This is a genomic window from Streptomyces caniscabiei, from assembly GCF_014930365.1.
Classification (GTDB): domain Bacteria; phylum Actinomycetota; class Actinomycetes; order Streptomycetales; family Streptomycetaceae; genus Streptomyces; species Streptomyces caniscabiei.
In genome coordinates this window covers 135,945-155,768 of the sequence record NZ_JABXWI010000001.1, presented here as the reverse complement: position 1 = coordinate 155,768, position 19,824 = coordinate 135,945, and the positions used below count along the sequence as shown (strand labels likewise).

The 19,824-nt window shown below is 71.3% G+C and carries 19 protein-coding genes; all 19 read right to left on the bottom strand.

Annotated elements, in window-relative coordinates:
- Positions 1 to 40: 40 nt before the first annotated feature.
- The 19 genes from HW837_RS00935 to HW837_RS00845 all read right to left on the bottom strand — a co-directional run bounded on the left by HW837_RS00935 (position 41) and on the right by HW837_RS00845 (position 19,824).
- Positions 41 to 2,608: a right-handed parallel beta-helix repeat-containing protein gene (locus HW837_RS00935; RefSeq protein ID WP_193383418.1), complete on the bottom strand. Its 2,568-nt coding sequence runs from the start codon at positions 2,606 to 2,608 to the stop codon at positions 41 to 43.
- 9 nt (positions 2,609 to 2,617) lie between these two features.
- Positions 2,618 to 3,244, bottom strand: coding sequence for a hypothetical protein (locus tag HW837_RS00930; protein ID WP_193383417.1), 627 nt, complete (start codon positions 3,242 to 3,244; stop codon positions 2,618 to 2,620).
- Positions 3,245 to 3,256: 12 nt separating this feature from the next.
- Positions 3,257 to 4,195, bottom strand: a complete 939-nt coding sequence (locus HW837_RS00925) for a hypothetical protein (protein WP_196791476.1) — start codon at positions 4,193 to 4,195, stop codon at positions 3,257 to 3,259.
- Positions 4,192 to 5,355, bottom strand: coding sequence for a phage tail protein (locus HW837_RS00920; RefSeq protein ID WP_193383416.1), 1,164 nt, complete (start codon positions 5,353 to 5,355; stop codon positions 4,192 to 4,194). Before HW837_RS00920 ends, HW837_RS00925 begins: the two co-directional genes overlap by 4 nt.
- Entirely contained in the window at positions 5,356 to 6,228 is an 873-nt protein-coding gene (locus HW837_RS00915; RefSeq protein ID WP_196791488.1) for a hypothetical protein, read from the bottom strand.
- A gap of 13 nt (positions 6,229 to 6,241) precedes the next feature.
- The gene (locus HW837_RS00910; RefSeq protein WP_193383414.1) at positions 6,242 to 10,066 is read right to left on the bottom strand and encodes a phage tail protein; all 3,825 of its coding nucleotides are present in this window, start codon (positions 10,064 to 10,066) and stop codon (positions 6,242 to 6,244) included.
- Between the two features lie 5 nt (positions 10,067 to 10,071).
- Entirely contained in the window at positions 10,072 to 10,536 is a 465-nt protein-coding gene (locus HW837_RS00905) for a hypothetical protein (RefSeq protein ID WP_193383413.1), read from the bottom strand.
- Positions 10,488 to 10,853 (bottom strand): phage tail assembly protein, encoded by a 366-nt coding sequence (locus HW837_RS00900; protein ID WP_193383412.1) that lies wholly within the window; start codon positions 10,851 to 10,853, stop codon positions 10,488 to 10,490. Before HW837_RS00900 ends, HW837_RS00905 begins: the two co-directional genes overlap by 49 nt.
- A 95-nt stretch (positions 10,854 to 10,948) precedes the next feature.
- Positions 10,949 to 11,515: a phage tail tube protein gene (locus HW837_RS00895; protein WP_193383411.1), complete on the bottom strand. Its 567-nt coding sequence runs from the start codon at positions 11,513 to 11,515 to the stop codon at positions 10,949 to 10,951.
- 66 nt (positions 11,516 to 11,581) lie between these two features.
- Complete coding sequence (locus HW837_RS00890) at positions 11,582 to 12,004, bottom strand: hypothetical protein (RefSeq protein WP_193383410.1); 423 nt, start codon at positions 12,002 to 12,004, stop codon at positions 11,582 to 11,584.
- Positions 12,001 to 12,285 (bottom strand): DUF5403 family protein, encoded by a 285-nt coding sequence (locus HW837_RS00885; RefSeq protein ID WP_193383409.1) that lies wholly within the window; start codon positions 12,283 to 12,285, stop codon positions 12,001 to 12,003. Before HW837_RS00885 ends, HW837_RS00890 begins: the two co-directional genes overlap by 4 nt.
- A 4-nt stretch (positions 12,286 to 12,289) precedes the next feature.
- Entirely contained in the window at positions 12,290 to 12,604 is a 315-nt protein-coding gene (locus HW837_RS00880) for a hypothetical protein (protein ID WP_193383408.1), read from the bottom strand.
- Positions 12,601 to 13,593 carry a glycosyltransferase family 4 protein gene (locus HW837_RS00875; RefSeq protein WP_319703403.1) on the bottom strand — a complete coding sequence of 331 codons (993 nt, stop codon included), beginning with the start codon at positions 13,591 to 13,593 and terminating at the stop codon, positions 12,601 to 12,603. Before HW837_RS00875 ends, HW837_RS00880 begins: the two co-directional genes overlap by 4 nt.
- Positions 13,590 to 14,045 carry a hypothetical protein gene (locus HW837_RS00870; RefSeq protein ID WP_193383407.1) on the bottom strand — a complete coding sequence of 152 codons (456 nt, stop codon included), beginning with the start codon at positions 14,043 to 14,045 and terminating at the stop codon, positions 13,590 to 13,592. Before HW837_RS00870 ends, HW837_RS00875 begins: the two co-directional genes overlap by 4 nt.
- 19 nt (positions 14,046 to 14,064) lie before the next feature.
- The gene (locus tag HW837_RS00865) at positions 14,065 to 14,994 is read right to left on the bottom strand and encodes a phage major capsid protein (RefSeq protein WP_193383406.1); all 930 of its coding nucleotides are present in this window, start codon (positions 14,992 to 14,994) and stop codon (positions 14,065 to 14,067) included.
- A gap of 47 nt (positions 14,995 to 15,041) precedes the next feature.
- Positions 15,042 to 15,668: a hypothetical protein gene (locus tag HW837_RS00860; protein WP_193383405.1), complete on the bottom strand. Its 627-nt coding sequence runs from the start codon at positions 15,666 to 15,668 to the stop codon at positions 15,042 to 15,044.
- A gap of 76 nt (positions 15,669 to 15,744) precedes the next feature.
- Positions 15,745 to 16,812 (bottom strand): VG15 protein, encoded by a 1,068-nt coding sequence (locus tag HW837_RS00855; RefSeq protein WP_193383404.1) that lies wholly within the window; start codon positions 16,810 to 16,812, stop codon positions 15,745 to 15,747.
- On the bottom strand, positions 16,805 to 18,193 hold the full coding sequence (locus HW837_RS00850; protein WP_193383403.1) for a phage portal protein: 1,389 nt from the start codon (positions 18,191 to 18,193) through the stop codon (positions 16,805 to 16,807). The genes HW837_RS00855 and HW837_RS00850 overlap by 8 nt, the downstream gene beginning before the upstream one ends.
- Before the next feature lie 11 nt (positions 18,194 to 18,204).
- Positions 18,205 to 19,824: a terminase gene (locus HW837_RS00845; RefSeq protein WP_193383402.1), complete on the bottom strand. Its 1,620-nt coding sequence runs from the start codon at positions 19,822 to 19,824 to the stop codon at positions 18,205 to 18,207.

Here is a 19,824-nt window from a genome sequence, read left to right as displayed (position 1 = left end):
CCCGGCCGAAGGCGCGGGGCGTGGGGAGTTGGGGGGTGGGTCAGGTGGTGTAGCCGTGCAGCAGGATCCCGCTGCCGGCGCCGAAGGCTCCGGCGGTGAACGCCCCGGCGGTGACGGTGGGCGGGGTGGTCTGGCCGGTGTCGGTGCCGCCGAATCCCGGCGACACGGACGCGAGGACGTCCGCGACGGAGCCCTCCGAGACCAGGTTCGGCACCGTGGTCGCCTTGATCATGACGCCGAGGTAGTGCAGGCCGCCGTACGTGGTGGTGTACGAGCTAGCGGCCCCGGCCGTGGCCTGCGCGATCGCCAAGGTCTTGGCCGTGTTCGCCGCCCAGGCGGCGGTGAGCTGGTCGGCCGTGCGGGCGAGCGCGACGCGGGAGCGATCGTGGAGGGTGAACCACCAGTTCGTCGGGGCCGAGGCGGCGGTGCCGCCCGACACGAACGAGATGTTCGAGATGACGGCGCCCTTGGGCAGCCAGATCGGCACCAGGTACAACGTCCCGGACGTCGGAGTCGACGTGGTCCCGCACCGCAGGCGGCTCGTCGTCTCGTACCGGCCCGAGGGCCGCATCATCACCTCGATCGCACCGGCCGCGTCGAACGGCGACGGCTCGGCTCCAGTGGACTGGTCGTCGACGCCAGTGTCGCCAGGGTCGTTGCCGTACCGCTTGACGTTGGTGCACGTCGACGTGATCCCGATCCCGGCCGCTACCTCGTTGCCCGACCCGTACTTTCGGATCTTGTTGCCGGTGATCAGCAGGCCGTCGGCGGACGTCGAGCAGCGAATGCCCCACGACCCGGCCGCCGCCCGCGAGGCGCCCTTGACGTAGTTGTTCTGCACCTGGATGTCGGAGCCGCCGATGACATGGACCCCGTTCACCCCGGCGTCGCGGATCTGGTTCACGGCGATGTTGATGCCCGTGCCGGTGTCGCACGAGATGCCTGACCCGGACGGCGCGTAGACCCGGTTCGGGCCGACCACGCCACCGATGACCTGCTCCTGGCTGATACCGGTCCCGCCGGTGCTGCGGACCGTGTTGCCGGACACGGTGTAGTCGGACACGTAGTACAGGCGGATGCCGTTCTCGCCGTCGTCCGCGCCCTCGATCGTGTTGCCAGTGATCGTGACCCCGGTGATCCGCCCGGTGCTCTCGCCGAACAGCAGGATCGGATCGTCGAAGCCGGTGCAGTCCACGATGTCGTTGTCGGCGATCGTCAGGTTCTCCATCACCTGCGAGGCGTTGGTGACCACACCGCTCGTGTTGGTGGAGTCCGCGGCGTCCGCGCTGATGATGCTGCGGCAGCGGATGCCCGACCCGCAGCCCTTCATCGTGTTGTCCGAGATCGCGGAGTCGTTGTACGCGTACGCCACCACGCCGTACTGCAGGCAGCCCTCGAAGGAGTTCTCCAGGATCTTGATGCGGCGGTGCGCGACGTCCACGGTCGCCGAGTGCGAGCCGACACCGCGCGGCCAGGCGGTCGTGCCGGCGGTCCCGGACGCTCCGAAGTAGCAGTCCCGGACGGTGACGTCCTCGCAGACCGTGTTGTCGTACGGCCCGAACCCCCCGAAGACGCCCGAGGATTTCGCCAGGTCGACCTGAACAGCCTCGGAGAAATCTCGGCCTCCGGGATCGACGTAGCCGAGGAAGCGGCAGCGCTCGATGGTCGCGTTCTTCGTGGAGTTCAGCTCGATCGCGTGGTAGCCGCTGACGTCCTGGACCACGACGTCGCTGATGGTCACCCCGCGGGCGTGCCCGATGGAGATGCACATCGCCGAGCCGGTCAGACCGGACGTCGTACCCCTCATGTTCCACAGGCCGCCCTCGATGAGGATGTTCCCGTGACCGGTGTACCCGCCGAGTTCCTGGTCCGCGTCCCCGTTGAGGATCATCGTCCCGGCGTAGTTCCGGCGGAACTCGGTGCCGGGCAAGAGGGTGAGGCGGGTGTTGCGGTAGATCCGGAGGATCTCGCCGATCATGTAGGTGCCGGAGGGCACGATGACCCAGCCGCCGCCAGCCGCCGAGGCCGCGGCGAGCGCCTCGTTGATGGCGGGGGCGTCATTGCCGGTGCCGTTGCCGAGCGCCCCGTACACGCGCGGGTTGTAGATGCGCATGCCGGACAGCTGCAGGCTCTGCGGGGTGAAGACGCCGCTGACGTTGAGGTCGCCCTCGACATCCATGCCGTCCACGGTCGCCCCGCCGGTGACGTTCAGGCCGCCCTCGACGTCGGCCCCGCCCGCGAAGGTCGTGTGCCCGAGGACCTCGCCGCCGTCGGTCTTGGACAGCGCGTCGGCGGCCGCGCTCGCCGCCTCCTGCGCGAGTTCGCGCGCGGCCTGGTACCAGCGGACGGGGCCGCTGGGCCCGTTGTAGGCGTACTCGATCGCCGTGACGTCGTCGGCCCTGAAGGCGCGGATGGCGCCCGGGGTGTCGGACCCTGAACCGTTGGAGCGGAGCTCGGCGATCGGGGTGGTGCCGTCGATCTCGTAGAGGGCGGACACGAGTTCGTTGGTGCCCGCGCGGTAGACGAGGACCTGGAAGTTGGTGACCACGTTGCCGGAAGCGTCGGTGAGGACATCGGACGGTGTCCCGCCGAAGGTGTACTGCGTCATGCCGTCCTCTCAGTCGGTCCAGTAGTCGCCGTTGATGGCGATCCACGGCGTGCCGGCGGCGGTCGGTCCGTCCTGGGACCACCAGGTGATGTCGCCGGCGTCGCCGAGCGTGCTGCTGGTGTCGGCCTCGAGGACCTCCAGCTTTCCGACGCCGATGACGACGTCGCCCGCCAGCGAGCACGTCCCCGCGTACGCGCCCACCTGCTCCTGCGGAATGCACGCGGTCGGGACTGTGCCGACCTTGACGCCGTTGGTCGGGATGACCTGCCCGTCCGTGCGCTCGATCCGGCCGCGCAGGGAGACCCGGCTGCCGATGATGCGGGCCTGCGGCGTGTAGCCGCCGGAGACCTGGTAGCCGGACGCGAGGGTGACGTTCTGCCAGACCGGCAGCGGCTCCCACACCGTGACCCACGTGTTGCTGCCGCCGTCGGTCTTGATCCATGTGGTGCCGTCGTCGGCGACCGCCATGGTGTGCTGCGGCGCCGTGGAGAGGGTGGCGTTGCGGTCGGCGAGGTCGGTGACGTGCTGCACGAGGTGCGGGTCGAGGGCGGTGGCCAGATCGGCCACGGCACTGACGACGGCGGGGCCGTCTCCCCCTGCGGGCACGGGGAGTTGTGCGTATCCGATGTCGGGCAAGGCGGGGTCTCCCTATGCGGAGAAGGTGATGGTGATGCGGCCGCCGGTGACGGCCATGTAGTCGCGCGATCCGTTGGCGTAGATGGCCAGGCCCTTCGCCGCGCCTGAGGCCAGTTGCGAGCGCCAGGAGGCGGGGAGGGTAGCGGTGCCGGTGGCGCCGACGCTGAGGCTCAGCAGCTCTTCCGGTCCGGCGTCCAGATCCAGCTGCCCGGACGGCGGGCTGGAGTGGTCGTGCAGGTACAGGTGGAGGGGTCGTTTGGCGTTGACGCCCGACCCCTTCTTCCGCGAGAAGCTGACCTTCATGCTGGCGACGGTCTTGCCGGAGCAGGCGTTCTGGATGGCCGACCCGTAGAACCAGGCGCCCCTGCGGTTGCCTCGGCCCGTCCAGTCGCCCTGCGTCGGTGAGGCCGCGTATTCGTCGGGTTTCCCGTTGCGCCAGGACCCGGAGTCCGTCGGCGAGATGGTGACCGGCCGCGGCGCGGGAACGTCCGGCGTGCCGGGCGAAGGGTCGGCGACGGAGCCGACCTTGAAGTAGACCTCGAGCTTGCCGTCGACTTTGCGGACGTGGACCTCGGTGGCCTGCTGCCAGCCCGACCCGGAGGGTGCGCCGGTGCCGTACGTGGCGGCGCGTACGACTTGGGTGTCGATGGCGGCCTGGGTGGCGATCTCCTCGATGGCCGTGTCCTCGGTGGAGACAGGGTCCGGGCCGAGCCTCCACAGCACCACCGGCCGCGCGGACATTCGCACCGCCACCCAGTCCCCGGCCGCCCGGCTGCGGTATGAGTCGGGGCATGCCACTTCCAGGAGCAGATCGCCGTTGCCGAGCTGCAGGTTGACGCGGCCGGACTCGGTGACGTCCGCGACCTGAGCCGACACCACCTCGCTGCCGCCCCCGCCGCCGGCCTGGGCCCGGGCGAGGAGTCCGCCGAGGAGGTCCGCCGGATCGCTCATGACAGCCTCCTTGTCGTCGTACGGGTCGTGCAGGACATGGAGGACGAGCCGAGGGTGTAGCTGAGGGAGTCGATGATGTGCGGCTCCCACACGCCCGCCTCGGTCTCGACCTGCACCAGGTCCCCCGGTTCCAGCGCCGGGTTGCACACGGCGGTCAGCGACAGGGAGGCCTGCACGCCGAGGGAGTTGGCGAGGTTGGCTCTGGCCATGTCGCTGGCCTGGTTGAAGGTGGTGACCAGGGCCGAGGCGACGCGCTCCACGCGCAGCCGCACCCCGTACAGGCCCAGCCGCTGGGGGGCGAGTGGGTCGTTGACGGGGTCGGGGCCTGCGTAGCTCAGGGAGTTGGGGTCGTCGTCCCAGGCGTAGGCGGGGCCGATCACGGGTGTGCCGTCTCCGCCGTCGCCGGAGACCGCCCAGACGTTGGCCAGGCCCTCGCTGGTCTGCTCGGCCGCTGGTTCGATGAGTGCGCCGCCTTCTCCGCGGGCGATCGACCAGACGACCGGATCGTCCAGCGTGGGCACCGGGCCCACGCTGACGACACCGCGGGCGTCCACCCAGATCTCACCGGCCAGCGCGGCGGCGATGCCCGTTCCCGTTCCGGTGCTGTCCGTTCCCCCGGACAGCACCGCCCACCGGTCCTCCGTCGCGGCGACCTGGGGGATCAGCGTGTCGGCGTTGATGCCGGAGCGCCAGGCCACGGGGACGCCGGGCAGCGCCTCGGCGACGAGCGCTTCCACCAGTTCGCGGGCGGTGCCCGGGCCGACCGTCCGCGCGGTCGGGAAACTGGCGGCACGGAGTTCGTCCTCGAGGCCGTCCAGCTCCACCGCGATCGCGCCGGAGCGGGTGAGGCTGGTGCGGCCGACGGTGTAGCGGCCGGCGGGAAACCACACGGGGTCCGCGCGCGGCAGCTGCACGCCCTGCCACAGGCGGACGTTGGTGGCGATCGTGTTGATGCCGTTGCGTCCCGCCGCCACCCCGGTCAGCTCGGCCGAGGCCGAGTAGCGGACCTCCGCGGTACGGTCCCCCGACACCGACGCCGATCCTGCCGCGATGCTGCACGGGGTCCAGGTCTGGCCGCCGTCGTTGGACCAGTCGGCCCGGCACGGGCGGCCGATCGCCTGCGGCAGGGCCGCCAGCACCTTCGCGCTGATCGGCAGCATCTAGGCCGCCCCGTTCGTGGCCAGCGACGTGAACGAGGAGTACGCGGCCTCGACGGCGTCGTAGCTCGCGTATGCCCCGGCCAGTGTGTCGTAGGACCACCCGGGCAGCCGCAGGGGCTGCCCGGCGGTGCCCGGGCGGGCGACCTCGATCAGCGACGCCGCGTACGAGCGGGATTCGCCGGGCCGCCCGTCCACGGCCTGCTCGATGTCGCTGAACAGGACGTACTGGTCGGGCCGGTGGTTGCCGGGCCCGGTCTGGATGAGCCGCACCCCCGGCGTGGTCAGCAGCGCCTTCAGCGACTCGATGGCGTCGCCGTCGGCGTCGATGACGATGTCGGACGAGCTGGAGGTGTAGGGACCTTGGGATGTGCTGGGGTAGGAGCTGCCCTCGACCTGGGCGACGTCGATGGTGGCGCCCCAGGTCAGGGCGGGCCAGGAGCGGACGACGACCCGGGCGGAGATGCCCGGCTCGTCGATGCTCTTGATCCACACGTCCGCCGGCAGTGCTGGTTCGGGCAAGGACACCGACAGCGACGAGGTAGGCCCCCAGGTGCCGTCGGCGTACAGCGGGCGCGCGGTGTAGATGACGCCGACGCCGAGCGGCGCCTCGTGGTCGTAGGCGGCGCCGATGCCGCCCATGGCCCAGGCCAGGTCGGCGGACCGGACGGGGACCGGTCCGCTCGCGCCGGGGTCCTGTCGGGTGATCAGGACCTTGCGGACATCGGCGGCCCCGGCCAGGGGGGTGCCGGCCGTGTAGTCGACGGCCAGCACCACTCCGGCCCATGGTGCGTCGACGACGGCCGTGAGCCAGCCGTCCGGGGACACGACCGTCGCGGGCGGTGTCACCGGGGGCGCGGACGGATCAACGATCATCGGCACGGCTGGCTCATCCCTTCTTCCCGGCGCGAGTGCGGCGCCGCACCGTGGTCACGGCGTCGCTGACGCGCCCGTCGGCCACTTCTTCCAGGTACGCGTCGAACTCCCGGTCCCGTACGGCGAGCCGCAGCCTCTGCCCGGCCAGGCCGGTCCCGTCGGCGACCGCCACCCCGAGAGACCCGGACAGGGCCGGGGCGTTGGGGATGGCGACCAGGGAGGCCATCGCGTCCAGCAGGCGGGGGCGCTCGCGGTCGATGCCGACGAGGACGCCTCGCACGGTGTTGATCCCGTCGGGGATCAGCTTGCGCGCGGGGCTGTTGATCCCGAGGGCTGCGCGAAGAGCTTTCTGCATGCTCTTCGCGATCGAGATCATGGTCTGTTCGATCGCTTTTTTCTGCTTCTTCAGCCCGGCGACCAGGCCCTTTGCGGCCTGCACTCCGGAGTCGTACATGGCGTCGGCGACCGTGTTGCCGGTCTTGGACGCCGCGGCCGACAGCTGTTTCTGCAGCTTGTTGATCTCCCGCAGCTGGGCGTCGCTCGCGCCGGAGAGGGCGGCGGCCGCGGCCCCGCCCTGCTCGACGCCGGCCTGGCCGAGCTGGTCCAGGAGGTCGGCGCGCAGGCCCCGCTTGCGCAGCCGGGTGATCTGCCCGGCGAAGTCCTGCACGGCTCGCAGCTGCGCGCGCAGCTGGTCCGCGATGGACCGTGCTGTGGTCGGGCCGCCGGTGACGGACTTGGTGATGTCGGCCTCGGACAGGATGCCCTCGCGGATCTTCTTCGCGTTGGCGTCCCGTTCCTTGGCCAGGGACTTCAGCCTCTTCTCTGCGGCCGCGAGGTCCTTGATCACCCTGTCGCGCTGGGTGACCAACCGGGACAGCTCGGCGGTCGCCTTCTTCAGGGTCTTGCCGTAGCCCGACTTCACGTTGGCGGGCAGGGCCCGGGTGATGGACTCCAGCCGGGAGCGCAGCTTGGCGGTGGTGCCGTCGATGCCGCGGATGAAGCCCTCGATCAGCAGCCGTCCGGCGGGGGTGAGGATCCGGGCGTCCCTTTTCGCCGGGCCCTTCCAGTCGTCGAGCTTGCTGGTCAGGCCGCCCAGCGTGGACTGGACGGCGCCGATCTTCGAGGTGATGCCGGAGATGAAGCCGGAGATCAGGCTCGCGCCCGCGGAGACCAGGACGCTGCCCAGTCCGCCGAGGGCGGCGGCCGCCATTCCGGGGATCTGCCGCACGACGGCCACGGCCTGGCTGCCCGCCGACTGCAGGGCGCCGAGCAGGGCCCGGCCCGCCGAGGTCGCCGCGCCGGCCAGCAGACCGGGCAGCGAGCCCAAGGCGCTTGCGGCCTGCCCCGGCAGGGCCAGGAAGACCGCGAGCGCCTGCTGGGCGCCGGAGGCGATCGCGGAGACGAACGAGGCGATGGCGCCCGCGATGGCGCCGGGCAGGCTGCTGATCCACGAGACGATCCCGTTGACCATGTCGGGGATGATCGAGTGGCCGACGAGCAGGTTGTAGAGCCACGTGAAGGCGGTGGCGATCGACTCTGTCACGAATGTCACGGCGTCGATCGCGGGCTGCAGCTTCTCCCGCATCCCGGTCACGAAGTCGATCAGCCCGGACAGGGCCGGGATGACGACGCTGGTGATCACGCCTGTGGCGAGCCGGATGAGGATCGACGCGAACTGAGCCAGCGGCGGGATCAGGGGCAGTACGGCGGGCAGGAGCTGGCTGACGAGCTGCGCTCCGAGCAACGTGATCTTGGGAAGCAGTGGGGCCAGTTGGGTCAGGATCTGCCCTACGGATTCGCCGAGCTGCAGCAGAACGGGCGTCAACTGCGGGACAACGGGCAGCAGTTGGCGCAGCATGCTGAGGAACTGCGTGGCGCCCTGGGTCACGAGCTGGACCAGGACGTCGCTCAGCCCTTGGACGATGGGCTGCAGGGTGGGCCCGAGGACGTCCGCAACTTGCTGGACAACTGGGGCAAGTTGGGTGAAAACGTCGGCTGCGGCGGCGAGGAGGGGCTGAAGGGCGGGCAGCAGCGAGGCCGCGAGTTCGCCGACGACGGGCAGGAGCGGGGCGGCGGCGGTGACCAGGGCGGCAACGGCGCCGGCCGCTTCGGCGAGGACAGGGCCGAGCGCCTTGATCACGGGCTGCAAGGCGCTGCCCAAGGATTTGATCAGGAGCTGGGCGGGCGGACCGAGCTGCGTCAGGACGGGTCCGAGGGCGGACAGGGCCTGACCGATCAGCGGGGCCGCGGTGCGGCCCAGCTGGGCCATGGTCTCGAACAGGGCGCTCAGCGCGTCCTGCACGCCCTTCGTGGCCGTGACCTTGGCCAGCTCGCCGGTGACTTCCTGCAGGATCCCCAGGAAGCCGCCGCCCGCCTCGGCGGCGGGCGCGAACACGTTCTTGAAGATCGTGCCGAGGTTGCCGAGGACGTCGAACAGGTCGCCGAGGAGGTCGACGGCCCGGTTGATGGTGTCCGTCAGCGCGCCGGATTCCAGGCCCTTGGCGATCTTGTCGGTGATGCGGGTGGCCGCATCACCCGCCTTGTCCGTCAGCCGGTCGAAGGCCGGTGCGGCGGCGGCGCCGATCCTCACCAGTCCGGCGACGAACTGGCCGGGGATCTTCCGCAGGTTGGTCAGGCCGGTGTTCGCGCCCTCGATGGCCTTGCCCAGCTGGCCGCTCTCAGCCAGCTGCGTGACGACCCGGGTGACCCCGGTGGCCATACTGTTCAGCGCCCCGGCCGTACCGACCAGGCCGCGCTGGAACACGGGCAGGGCGGCCTTGCCCGCCGACGTGATCTGCTTGCTCAGGCCCTCGAACAGCCGCTCCTGAACGGCCTCGCGGAACTCCGTGAACTGCGGCGCCGCCCCCTTGAGCGCCTCCACGAACGACCGTGCGTTGGGGGACAGCTTGGCGAGCGCCTTCTGGTACTTCTCGGCGTTCTCCGGGTCGAACGCGTTCTTCAGGGCCTCGCCGACGCCCTTGGCGCCGATCGCGAGGGCGGCGCCCGCGGCGGTCAGCGCGAGCAACGCGGGAGCGGCGAGCGCAGCGGCGGGCGCCATCTGAGCGAGGGAGCCAACAAGGGAGGCGACCGACGGCAGCGCGGACGCTGCGGCCGTCGCAATCGCAGCGATCCGACCGGGCAGCAGCGCCAGGCCGCCACCGCCCAAGCCCCCGCCGCCCCCGCCACCGGCCGCGTTGCCGAGACCGCTCAGGGTGCGCTGGATCTGGTCGGTGGCCCGCCGGTCGATGTCGACCGTGATGTGGAACCGATGCCGTGCCAGCTCGGCCTGCAGGCGCCGGATCTCGGCCCGGCTGATCCGGATACTGGCCGGGACCTGCACGGCGCTCGTGCGCAGCTGCCGCTGCAGGGTGCGCACCTGGCCACGGGACAGGTCCAGACGCACGGGCATCCGCACGGCGTTGCGGGCCAGTTGCCGGCGCAGCCGCAGCAGCTCGAGGCGGGAGATGTTCATCCGCGCCTCGAGCTGGACCGTCCTGCCGCGGAGTTGGGCCTGTGCGGCCGCGATCGCGCCCTGGCTGACGTCCAGGTCCACGGGGATCCGGACGCGCTGCCGTGCTGCGGCGATGGACGCCTGCAGGAGGGTGTGGAAGCGGCGCAGGTCGGGGGTGACCGGGACCTCGACCTGGGCGCGCACCGAGGCGAGGCGGGCCTGCATGTCCCGGGCGAAGCCGGTCATGTCGGGGACGGCCTTGACCTTGACCTGGGCGCGCCGCTCGATCCGGTCGAGGTAGCCCTGCAGGCTGGTGGCGAAGCGGGACGTGTCCGGGAGGACGCGTGCGGCCAGCCGTGCAATTTCGCGACCGCCCGGACCAGCCACCGCGATCACCTGCCTTTCGTGATCGCTTTCTTCACCGCCCCCCGGTACTTCGCCGGCAGCGGTCGGGCGAGGGGGTGCGAGGACAGATCCAGCCGGGGGGTGCCCGCCCGTGCCGCCAGGCCGCCAGGCCGCTGCACGCGGGCGGGCCGTTTGACGCTCTTGCGGCTGGCGGCCGAGGCGGTGACCCACGCGGTGTCGTGGGAGGCGTCGACCTGGGCGGCTGCCAGGTAGGCGGCGACGGACCAGCCCCGGTGCTGGCGTCCGCCGCGCAGGTGCGCCTGGAGCGCGGAGTCGTCGGGGATGTGCTCGACCAGCTCGTAGACGGCCCGCGGGGACAGGGTGCCGCGCCACACGTCCAGCAGGTCACGCTGGTAGAAGTGGGCGAGGTCGGCGCGCAGTGCCCCCGCGCGGCCCTCACCGATCAGCTGGGCGAGCCATCGGCTTCCGGGAGTTCGGTCTCCTTCTGCCACTTCTCCATCACCAGCAGCAGCAGCGCGAGGTCCCAGTCGTCGACGACGGGCTTGAGGGCTGTGGGGTTGTCGCAGACGAGCAGCAGCAGGTCGCGCACCACCCGCTTCTGCTTCTCGAGCTGGTCGGCGGTGCTGCTGTTGTCGTCGTCGGTCTTGATCGCGTCGATCAGGATCGTGGCGTTCTTCTGCGCGGTGTCGTTGAGCCGCAGCAGGTTCTTCAGGGTGACGACGGTGCCGTCCTGCAGTTTCAGGGGCAGGCCGGGGTACTTGTCGTCGGCCTGGCGCTGCAGGTCTTCGACGCTGATCGGTTCAGCCATGATGTGGTCCCTCCATCGGGTGCGCGGTCCCGTTGTGCAGGTGTGGGCCTGCCGCCCGGTACGGGACCGGTACCGGGCGGCAGGGCATGAGGGCCTCAGCTGGAGGAGGCCGGGAGGATGGCCGCCCACTCGCCGATGTCGCCGTCGAGGAGCGTGGAGCCCAGGAACGTGCCCGTGATCGGGTAGGAGACGAAGTTCTCCACGTCCAGGGAGATCGCGTCGGAGCCCAGCAGGCTGGTGCGCGGGTGCCACAGCGGCAGGAAGCTGGACCCATCCACGAGGATCATCAGCAGCGCCTTGATCTGCGGGGTCGGCGTGGCCGGGATCCGGAAGGACCCGTCGCCCTGGATCTTCTCGGGGCCGGCGCCGAAGTACAGCTGGTAGGTGTCGACGGTCGACTGCACCGACTGGAACGTCAGCGAGTACGTGACGTCGGGCGAGGTCTGGCGGAGCTTGGAGTTCTGCCAGGAGCCGATGGTGGTGGGGTCGTCGCCGTCCCGGCCGAACTCCGGCATCTCCTCCCGGCTGGTGTGGCCGAAGTTGACCCACGGCGCCCCGGGGTTGAGCGGGTCGGTGATGTCGGTGGGCTTGGCGGTGTCCGGGTCGGCCAGGTACAGGTACCCGGTGCCCGGGACGATGGGCGCGTCATCCTGCAGAGGCATGAGTTTCTCCTTCGCCCGACGGGCGTGGGTGGGTGCCGCAGGTCCCGGGCGGCACGGACGGGGTGGCTACAGGTGCGGGCGCGAGGTGACCTGGTAGGTCGCCTCGTAGCGGTACACACCCGAGTGATTGAGGGACGCGTCTCCGGCGCGCTGCCAGAACGGTCCGACCAGTTCCGTGAAGTGGCTGAGGTAGCCGCCTGCTTCGGTGTCGGAGAACTGGGCGACGCACGCGTCGAAGAGGGCGGTGCGGGCCTGGCGGGCCATCAGCGAGGCCGCCGCCCGGTCGGCGGCGCAGGCGGTCACGGAGATGGTGGAGCGGTCCAGGCCGCGCGGGTCGACCGCGCCGGCGCCGGGCACCTTGCGGGCGACCAGCAGTGGCAGACGGTCGGCCCAGTCGCTGGGCCACATGTTGACGACGGTGGCGTCCGGGAACGCCGTCTCGTACATCCGGCGTACGAGGGTGTCGGCGTCGGGCAGGACGGGGGTCATGAGATGCCTGCCTCGAAGGCGTGCACGCCGTCGACGAAGGTGCCGTCGGGTGCGGTGTGCCCGTAGTTCTTGGACAGGGCGTTGGGGTCATCGGAGTAGATGACGGAGTCGGTGCTGCCGTGCTCGACCTTGAAGGACCGGGCGAAGTCGCCGGTGTTCTGCCGAGTGGCGGCGACGGCCCGCATGCGGGCGGCCCTCGCCTCGGCCAGTGCACGGATCTCGGCGCGGACGGCGGGCAGATGGGCGAGGTAGGACTCGAGGTTGCGGTCGACCTGCGCCACAAGGTCACCTCCTGCGGATCACGGCGACGTCGTGCGAGACCCGCAGCGATCCCCGGTAGTGGGACGGCTCGCCGACGACCGTGTAGTCACGGCCGTCCCAGGTGACGCGCGCCCACGGCCCGGCGGGCAGCGAACGGCGCAGCACCCGGTAGGTGGTGGCGTCCTGGTAGCCGTCGGATTCGCCAGCGGTAGACGACTGCGGCTGGACTCGGCAGCCCTTCACGGTCACCGGGGCCCCCTCGGTCGGGGAGCCGTCGGGATCCGGGGGGCCTGCCGGGTAGACGGTGATGGTCTCCGGGCCTGTGTCGAGCAGGCTCACCCGGCCACCTCCTCCACCGCCTCGCACCAGGCCTGGAGTTCGTCGGCCGGGTCCAGTTCGAGGCTGCGGCGGCTGGCGGCCGCCGAAGCCTCCTCCCACACGGCGGGCTCGGCGAGCAGACGCCGGATCGCCTTCTCCCAGGCGTCCGGGTCCGCCCGGTCCAGCAGGGTCCCGGCGCCGCCCAGGCACTCGCTCAGGCCCGGGGTGGGATGAGCCAGGACGGGGATCCCGCTCGCGCAGGCCTCCGCCGCGACCCGCCCCCACGACTCGTACTCGGAAGGCGCGAGCAGGATGCGGGTGCGACCGTACACGTGCTCGCGCATCCCGGAGCCGGGGATGTGCGCGAGGACCTGGACGTTGGGCAGCTGCTCGACAATCTGGTCGCCGTACGAGCCGCGCACGCCGAGGAACTGCACATCCGGCATGCGGCGGGCGAGTTCCCAGAACAGGGCCCCGCCCTTGTTGTCGTTGAGGTTGACCAGCGTCACCAGGTCCCCGGGGTTGGTGCGGTAGTCCTCGGCGAACACCGGCGGCCGCACCACCAGCGTGCGTCGCGGCGCCTCCAGGGCGCCGCCTGCGTAGAACGCCTCGGCCTCGACGCGCATCCACTGGCTGTTGTAGACCGCCAGATCCACACCGGAGGCCTCCTGGAAGGTCTGGGCCATGGTGTTGTGGCAGATGCTGACGACCGGCACGCCGCCGCTCCGGCCGGCTTCCTTGGCGTACGGCACGCCTTCCAGGTGTGAGAGGACCACGTCGGCGACCGCGCCGAGCGCGCCGGGCGTGCGGGCTGCTGAGTTCATCGGCCACACCTGCACGCCCTGCAGCGCGTAGCGGCCCCAGAACGACGAGGAGCGGAAGAGGTGGACGCGCACGTCGTGGCCGCGTGCCGCCAGGGCTCGCAGCATGCTGTGCGTCATCCACTCCGCGCCGGCGTTGTGGTCGGGCGGGTAGCCGTGCAGCCGCGCCACCACCGTCAGCCGCTTCACCGAGGGGCCCCCGGGTCGCCGGGAACGCCCCACGGGATCGGTTCCGCCGAACCGGCCACGGGGGCGTAGAAGGTGTCGTCGACCCGGTAGGGACGCTGGATCTCGACGGACTGCAGGCCGCCGGAGCCGGACACCTGCCGCAGGATGTCGATCTCGTCCTGCGTCAGGCCGACGCCGGAGGGGAGGCTGGCGGGCAGCTGGTACTGGTAGCTGCCCTCCATCTCCATCCGGTAGCCCTCGGGGTTGCGGACCTTGCGCTCGGCAGCGGCCAGCGTGATCGTGACCGCGATGTCGGGGGCCGTGTCCGGGTCCGGCCACGGCAGCCCGTAGGTCCGCACGAGCGCGGAGGCGTCCGAGAGGTACGCCTCCGCCTGCGTGCGGTCATCGCCCTGCAGGGACACCTTCAGGCGCTGCTCCAGGTCCGTCACCGACGCCAGCGGAGGACGTGCCATCTCAGATCGCCTCCCCGTCTCAGGAGCCGGAGCTGGAACCGGCGAGCTGGAGCTTGACCGCGCGCACCAGCTCCAGGTTCTCCGGGTCGTCGGCTGCGGCGGTGTTGTCCCGCACGACCGCCGTGCCGACGAAGGTGTTGAGCACCGACCGGTCCCGCAGCCGCATCGGGTCGTAGTCGCGGATCCACCGCATCGCCACCCCGGAGTCCGACAGCGACTGGCCGAAGGCGACGCCGGCCGGGATCGCCGGGGCGCGCATCGCGAAGATGAACGCGCTGCGGACGAAGGCGTACGCGCTGCCGGGGTCGATGGCGTTGGAGCCGACGACGGTGAAGCCGGCGTACCGGCCGATCGTCGCCTCGCGCAGCGCCCCGTCCGAGCCGGACTCGTCGAACCGCTTGAGCAGCTCGGAGTTGAGCATCGCGGCCTCGACGTCCGCGCCCACCAGGAGCACGCGCCCGTCGCGCGGCACCTCGGCCTTGTTCAGCGCCGTACGGGCGGCGACCGCGGCGCGGAACGGGTCGTCCTCGTCGATGGTGATCGTGGTCGCGTAGGTCGCGCCCTCGATCGTGGTGACGAGCAGGTCCTCCACCGCGCGGGCAATGGCGTAGGTCTGCGGGGACAGCACCTGGGTGCCGAAGTCCTTGATGTCGAGGGTGAGTTCCTCGTCGGTCACCGCCACGGCCGAGTAGATGTCGTGGTTGAGGCTGACGTCGATCTTCGACTCGGACAGCTCGTCGAGGACGATCTCGGAGCTGCGGTTGTTGCGCCACCCGTACTCGCGGGCCTGCAGGCGGCCCGGCACGCGGATGGAGACGGTGTCGTCCTTGGCGCCGGCGAAGTCGCTGATCGCGTCGTTCCACACGAGCTGCGGCAGCACGATCTCGCGCTGCAGCAGCCCGAGCGCGGTCGCCGCGATGACTTCCGGCTTCAGGAATGCGTTGGCCATGAATCAACCCCTCCTCGGGGTCTGGAGCCCCGGGGAGGGGCTGGTGGTCAGTGGAAGCGCGGGATCTGGGCCGCGAGCTTCTTCGGGTCGGTCTCGGCCGGGGCCTCGGTCGGGTCCAGGCCGCCGCGCCCCAGGCCGCCGCCGGAGCCGCCGAACGCTGCGCCGAGGACCTTGGCGTCGGCCTCGATCTCCTCGGCGGTCTCACCGCGCAGCCGGCCGAGGTGCTCCTCGGGAATGCCGTACTTGTAACCGGCCTTCACGCGGGCGACCTCGAGGGCGGAGGCGGACTCGACCAGGGCGATCGCCGCTTGCGACTCGGCCGGGTCGACGCGGTCCTGCAGCTGCTGGCGCAGCGAATCGTTCTCCGCCTTCAGCCGCCGGGCCTCCTGGTTGGCCTTCCGCTTGGCCTCCTTGCCCTTGACCGGGTCCGACCAGTCGACGTCGTCGTCCGCCTCCGGGGCGGGCGCGGGATCGCTGGGCGCGGGTGCAGGCTCCGGCGCCGGGGCGGGAGCCGGTGCGGGCGCGGGAGCTGGTGCCGGTACGGGGGCGGGGGCTGGGGGGTCGGCGGGCGCGGGAGGCGCCGGCGGGGCGGGTTCGGGAGCCGGTGCCGGCGCGGGCGGGACACTGGGCGGATCCGCAGGCGCGGGTGCGGGCTCGATGACGGGCTGGGTCATGACGGTGCGCCTCCAGGGCAGCAGAACGAACCGGCCGCCTCCGGGGCGCACCGGCAGATGAAACAGGTGAAGGGTGTTACCTCACGGAGACGCCGCGGGCGCGTGCCCGCCGCCTCCGAGCTTCGATGGCCGCGCGGAACGCCCGGCGGGCTTCCGCACCGCTCAGGCCTCGTGTGGCTTCCTCCCACAACTCGCGGAACGCCTGGCTGTCTTCGGGCAGCCAGTCCTCACGTGAGTAGACGGGGATGATCGTGCAGTGGCAGTTGTCGTGGAACCGCTGGATACCGCGGCCCACCTCCCAGGTGAGGAGCTGCTCCGGCGTCCACGACTCCCACCCAGGCGGACGGTCGACGGCTCCCGAGCGGCCGGCCTGTCCGCGGAACGACGCGGACCACTCGGAGCGGTAGACGGCGCCGCGGCTGGCGAGCATGGCGCAGAAGTCGCACGGGTTCGGGGCGGTGATGCGTGCCCAGCCGATGACTGCCCGGTCCGCGCGGGCCATGCCCTCCAGGAGGTCACGGCCGCCCATCAGCGCGTCCCGGTCGGCGGCCGAGGCCGCCGTGGCGCCGGCGTCCCGCATCACATGGTCCAGCTCGGAGAGGAAGTCGACGTCGTCCAGGCGCCCGCGGCCGTCGGCGGCCTGCGTCGGCTGCAGCTGGGCCAGGCCGCGCTCGGCACGGACCGGGCCCATCACCACCAGGGACACCGTGGCCCGACGCTCTTCGGCCTCCTCGTCCGGCAGAGCCTCGTCCCAGTCGAAGTCGTCATCCAACGCGATGGGCGCGGCGTCGTCCGGCTCGTGCGGCTGCACAGTTCCGGAGGCGGCCGCGAAGTCGTCACGCAGCTGACGCAGGCTGACGGTGGGCTGGCTGATCACAGGCTGCCCGTCCGGATACGGCGGCAGCGTGCGGCCGATCCGCAGCGCCCGCAGCAGCCGCCCGTACGCGGCGGACAGCCGCCTCGAGCGGCCCCGGTATCCGCGCTGCGCCGCCAGTGTCCGGCTCAGCCAGCTGCCGGACGTCTCGGGCAGGTTGGTCGGCGAGACCTGCCGCCAGCCGTCCGCGGCCGCCCGGGCCGCCTCCGCCGCGAGCCGCGCCTGGGCCAGGCGGTGCTGCTCGGTCAGCCGCGCCCCATCGTCAGCCACGGGGCTCAGCCGCCCGCATCAGCGAATCGGCGAGCGCACGCGAGGAGTCCTCGCTCGCGGACAGCTCCGGCCAGGACGCGCGGTCGGTGTCGGTGAACCCCGGCAGCTTCGTCCACACGGCCTGCTTCGGCACGCCGAGCATCTGCACGGCCTTGCCAAGTGCGTCCACGGTCTGCGACAGCGACCTCGACTCCGTGTCGGCCCACCGGACCTGGGAGGAGTAGTCGCCGGCCGCCTCCTCGTGCCCCATGATCTTGGCGCACAGTCGCATGTCGGACTCCCACGATTCGCCGAAGCCCCGTTTGAACTCGGCGACCATCCGCATCAGGGTCGTCTCGGCGGCCGCGAGCGCCTCCGCCGACAGGTTGACCATGTCGCCCAGCAGGTAGTGCGGCGGTACCTGGGAGACCACCGCAAGGTGACGGACCGACATGCCGATCGAGTCGATGTACCCGTTCAGCGGAGTCTCGTCCAGGGCCCCGAACTTGGTGTCCTTGTCCGGTGCCATCAGCAGCCGCGACGCATCCGCCGTGATCGGCTTCGGGATCGGGTTGCCGTCCGCGTCCAGCAGCGGCTCACCGGTCTCAGGGTCCCGCTTCAGCGGCGGGGTCATCCCGGAGATCGTGCGGACCTTGAAGGACCCGTACGTCTGCGCGATCAGCAGGTCGAACACGCTCTGGTTGATGCGGTCCTGCAGCGGGATCAGCGGCGCCACCACACCGGTCGTACGCCCCTCCAGGTCGACCTGCGCCGCGAACCTGCGCACCGGGCACACGCCCAGGCCGTGCGCCCGCCTGGCGCCGAGCGTCACCTTCTCCTCATCGGCAACCGCCTCGTACACGTGGGCATCGTCGTAGAAGCGGCCCTTGACCGTGCCATCCGAGCCAGGCAGCTTCGGCATCTCCAGCGCGTACAGCGGCCACTCGTCAGACGCCGGATCCTCGTACGCGGCCCACATGTTCCGCGCGGACAGCGCCCGGATAACCGGCCGCTTCGGGTCCTTCTCGTGCGGCAGCGTCACCGTGAACGCGTGCCCGTAGGTGATCGCCGCCCGGTACACGGCGGCCTGCCGGGCATCCAGCCCGTTGGCCTGCCACGCCTGCCACTCGGGCGCGTCCTCGTCCGAACCCTGGCGCTGGTATCCCTCCACCGACAGGGACTGCGCCGGCGCGGCCACCACCATCGGCAGGAAGTTGGAAATCGCGCGCTGCGTGAGGATCCGGTACTCCTGCGACGCGTTGCGCGGCGTGTACGGGCCGGCGTGCTTGCCGCGTACGTAGTTGTCGATCAGGTCCAGCAGCTTGCGGTCGGCCTTGAGACCGTCCAGGCACTGCTGGGCCCGCTTGACGGTGTCCGCCGCCGGGACGGCAGGGGTCGTCACATCTGCCCCTTTCACAGGAAGTAGACGACGCCGGAGCGCTCGACCTGGGCGCCCTTGGCGAGCGCGTCCAGTCGGCACTGCCACGCGAGGATCGACGCCACGGCAGCGTCGATCTTCCGGCTGCTGTCCGGGTGCGCCTTGGCGATCTGGATGCCGGACCGCGACTCGCGGCGCCGGGCGTTAAGGACGTGCCGCATCAGCGCGGACGACCCGTCGTGCGTCAGCTCCTGGTCGGTGACCGCGTCGTGGAAGGAGCGCGTCGCCCGCACGATCTGCAGGGCCCGCCCGCCAGTCATCCACCACTCGATGGGATGCGCCAGCGACGACTTCACCAACAGCCGCGAGCCGTACTCCGCCTCCCACGCCACGATGTGGTTCTCCCACTTCGCCGGGTCGGCGTACATGCCGATCACCTTGAAGCGGCGGAAGGCCTCATCCACCTCCGCCAGGACCTCACCCACCGGCACCTGCCACTCATCCCCGCCCGGGCCCTCGGGCTGCTCCCACACCCGCAGCTGGAACAGATGCCCGTCCGAGACACGGCAGCCCATCAGGGCAGTCGCGTCCGTGACACCGCGGTTGCGGCGCCGCGATCCGTCGAAGCCGAGGACGATCACGTCCCGGTCGGCGACGACCGTGCCCGGCGCCGCGCAGGCCGCCCATTCCGGCTGGGACAGCCAGGAGTCGGAGGCGTGCGTGATCTGGTTCAGGAAGTCGGCGCGCGCGACCTGGACGTCCGTGGACGGGTCCCAGATCGTCGCGACGAGGGTGTCCAGGTCGACGTGCCCGCCGTTGCGGTCGGCGGAGTCGCCGTACGTGTACGCCAGCCCCGACAGCAGCGAGACCCGGTCCTCGAGGTCGGTCTCCGGCGGTGCTTCGCGGTGGTCGTAGTAGAGACCGTCGTCGCGGGCCTTGCCCTCGCGGATCTTCGCCCAGAACTGGGCCGACTCCTCAGCGACACTGCCCTCGCCGGGGATGAACGCGTTGGGGGACTCGATCGTGGTGCCGCCCACCTTCGCCGCGTTGATCCGCATGGTCTGCGCCAGCCGCGGACCGCCGTTGGACTTCACCCACTCCTCGGTCTGGTCCAGGACCCCGAAGACCGGCTTGTTGCCCTTGACCGTGCGCGCCGAGGAGGTGATCGGCTCGATCCGGCCCCGGGGCAGGTTGACGAAGGTGTCCAGCGGCTCCAGCCCCGGATAGGCGTCCAGGACGGGCCCCTCGAGCATCTCCAGCAGCGGCACCCAGGTGTTCTTCGTCTGCGTCTCGGACACCGCAGCGATCTGCACCAGCGGGGTGCGTACCTCCGACCACGGCATCCCCACCGGCTGGCCGTCGGCATCCCACCCGTCCGGCACCACCGGCCCCAGCGCCTCGACGATGCACAGCGCCGCCAGGAACGGCGACTTCCCCCAGCCACGCGGGCGGCTGATCACACCGCGCCGGAACCGGCGCTTACCCGTACGGGGGTTGATCTCGTAGTACCGGAGCACGAAGTCTTCCTGCTCCGGGTACAACACGAACGGCTCGTACTCCGGCCGGTCCGGGGCCGCCAGGAAGGCAGTGATCCAGTCGATCACCTCGAACCCGAGCGTGGGGACGGCGCCGGGCTCCGGCGGCCTCCAGGGCAT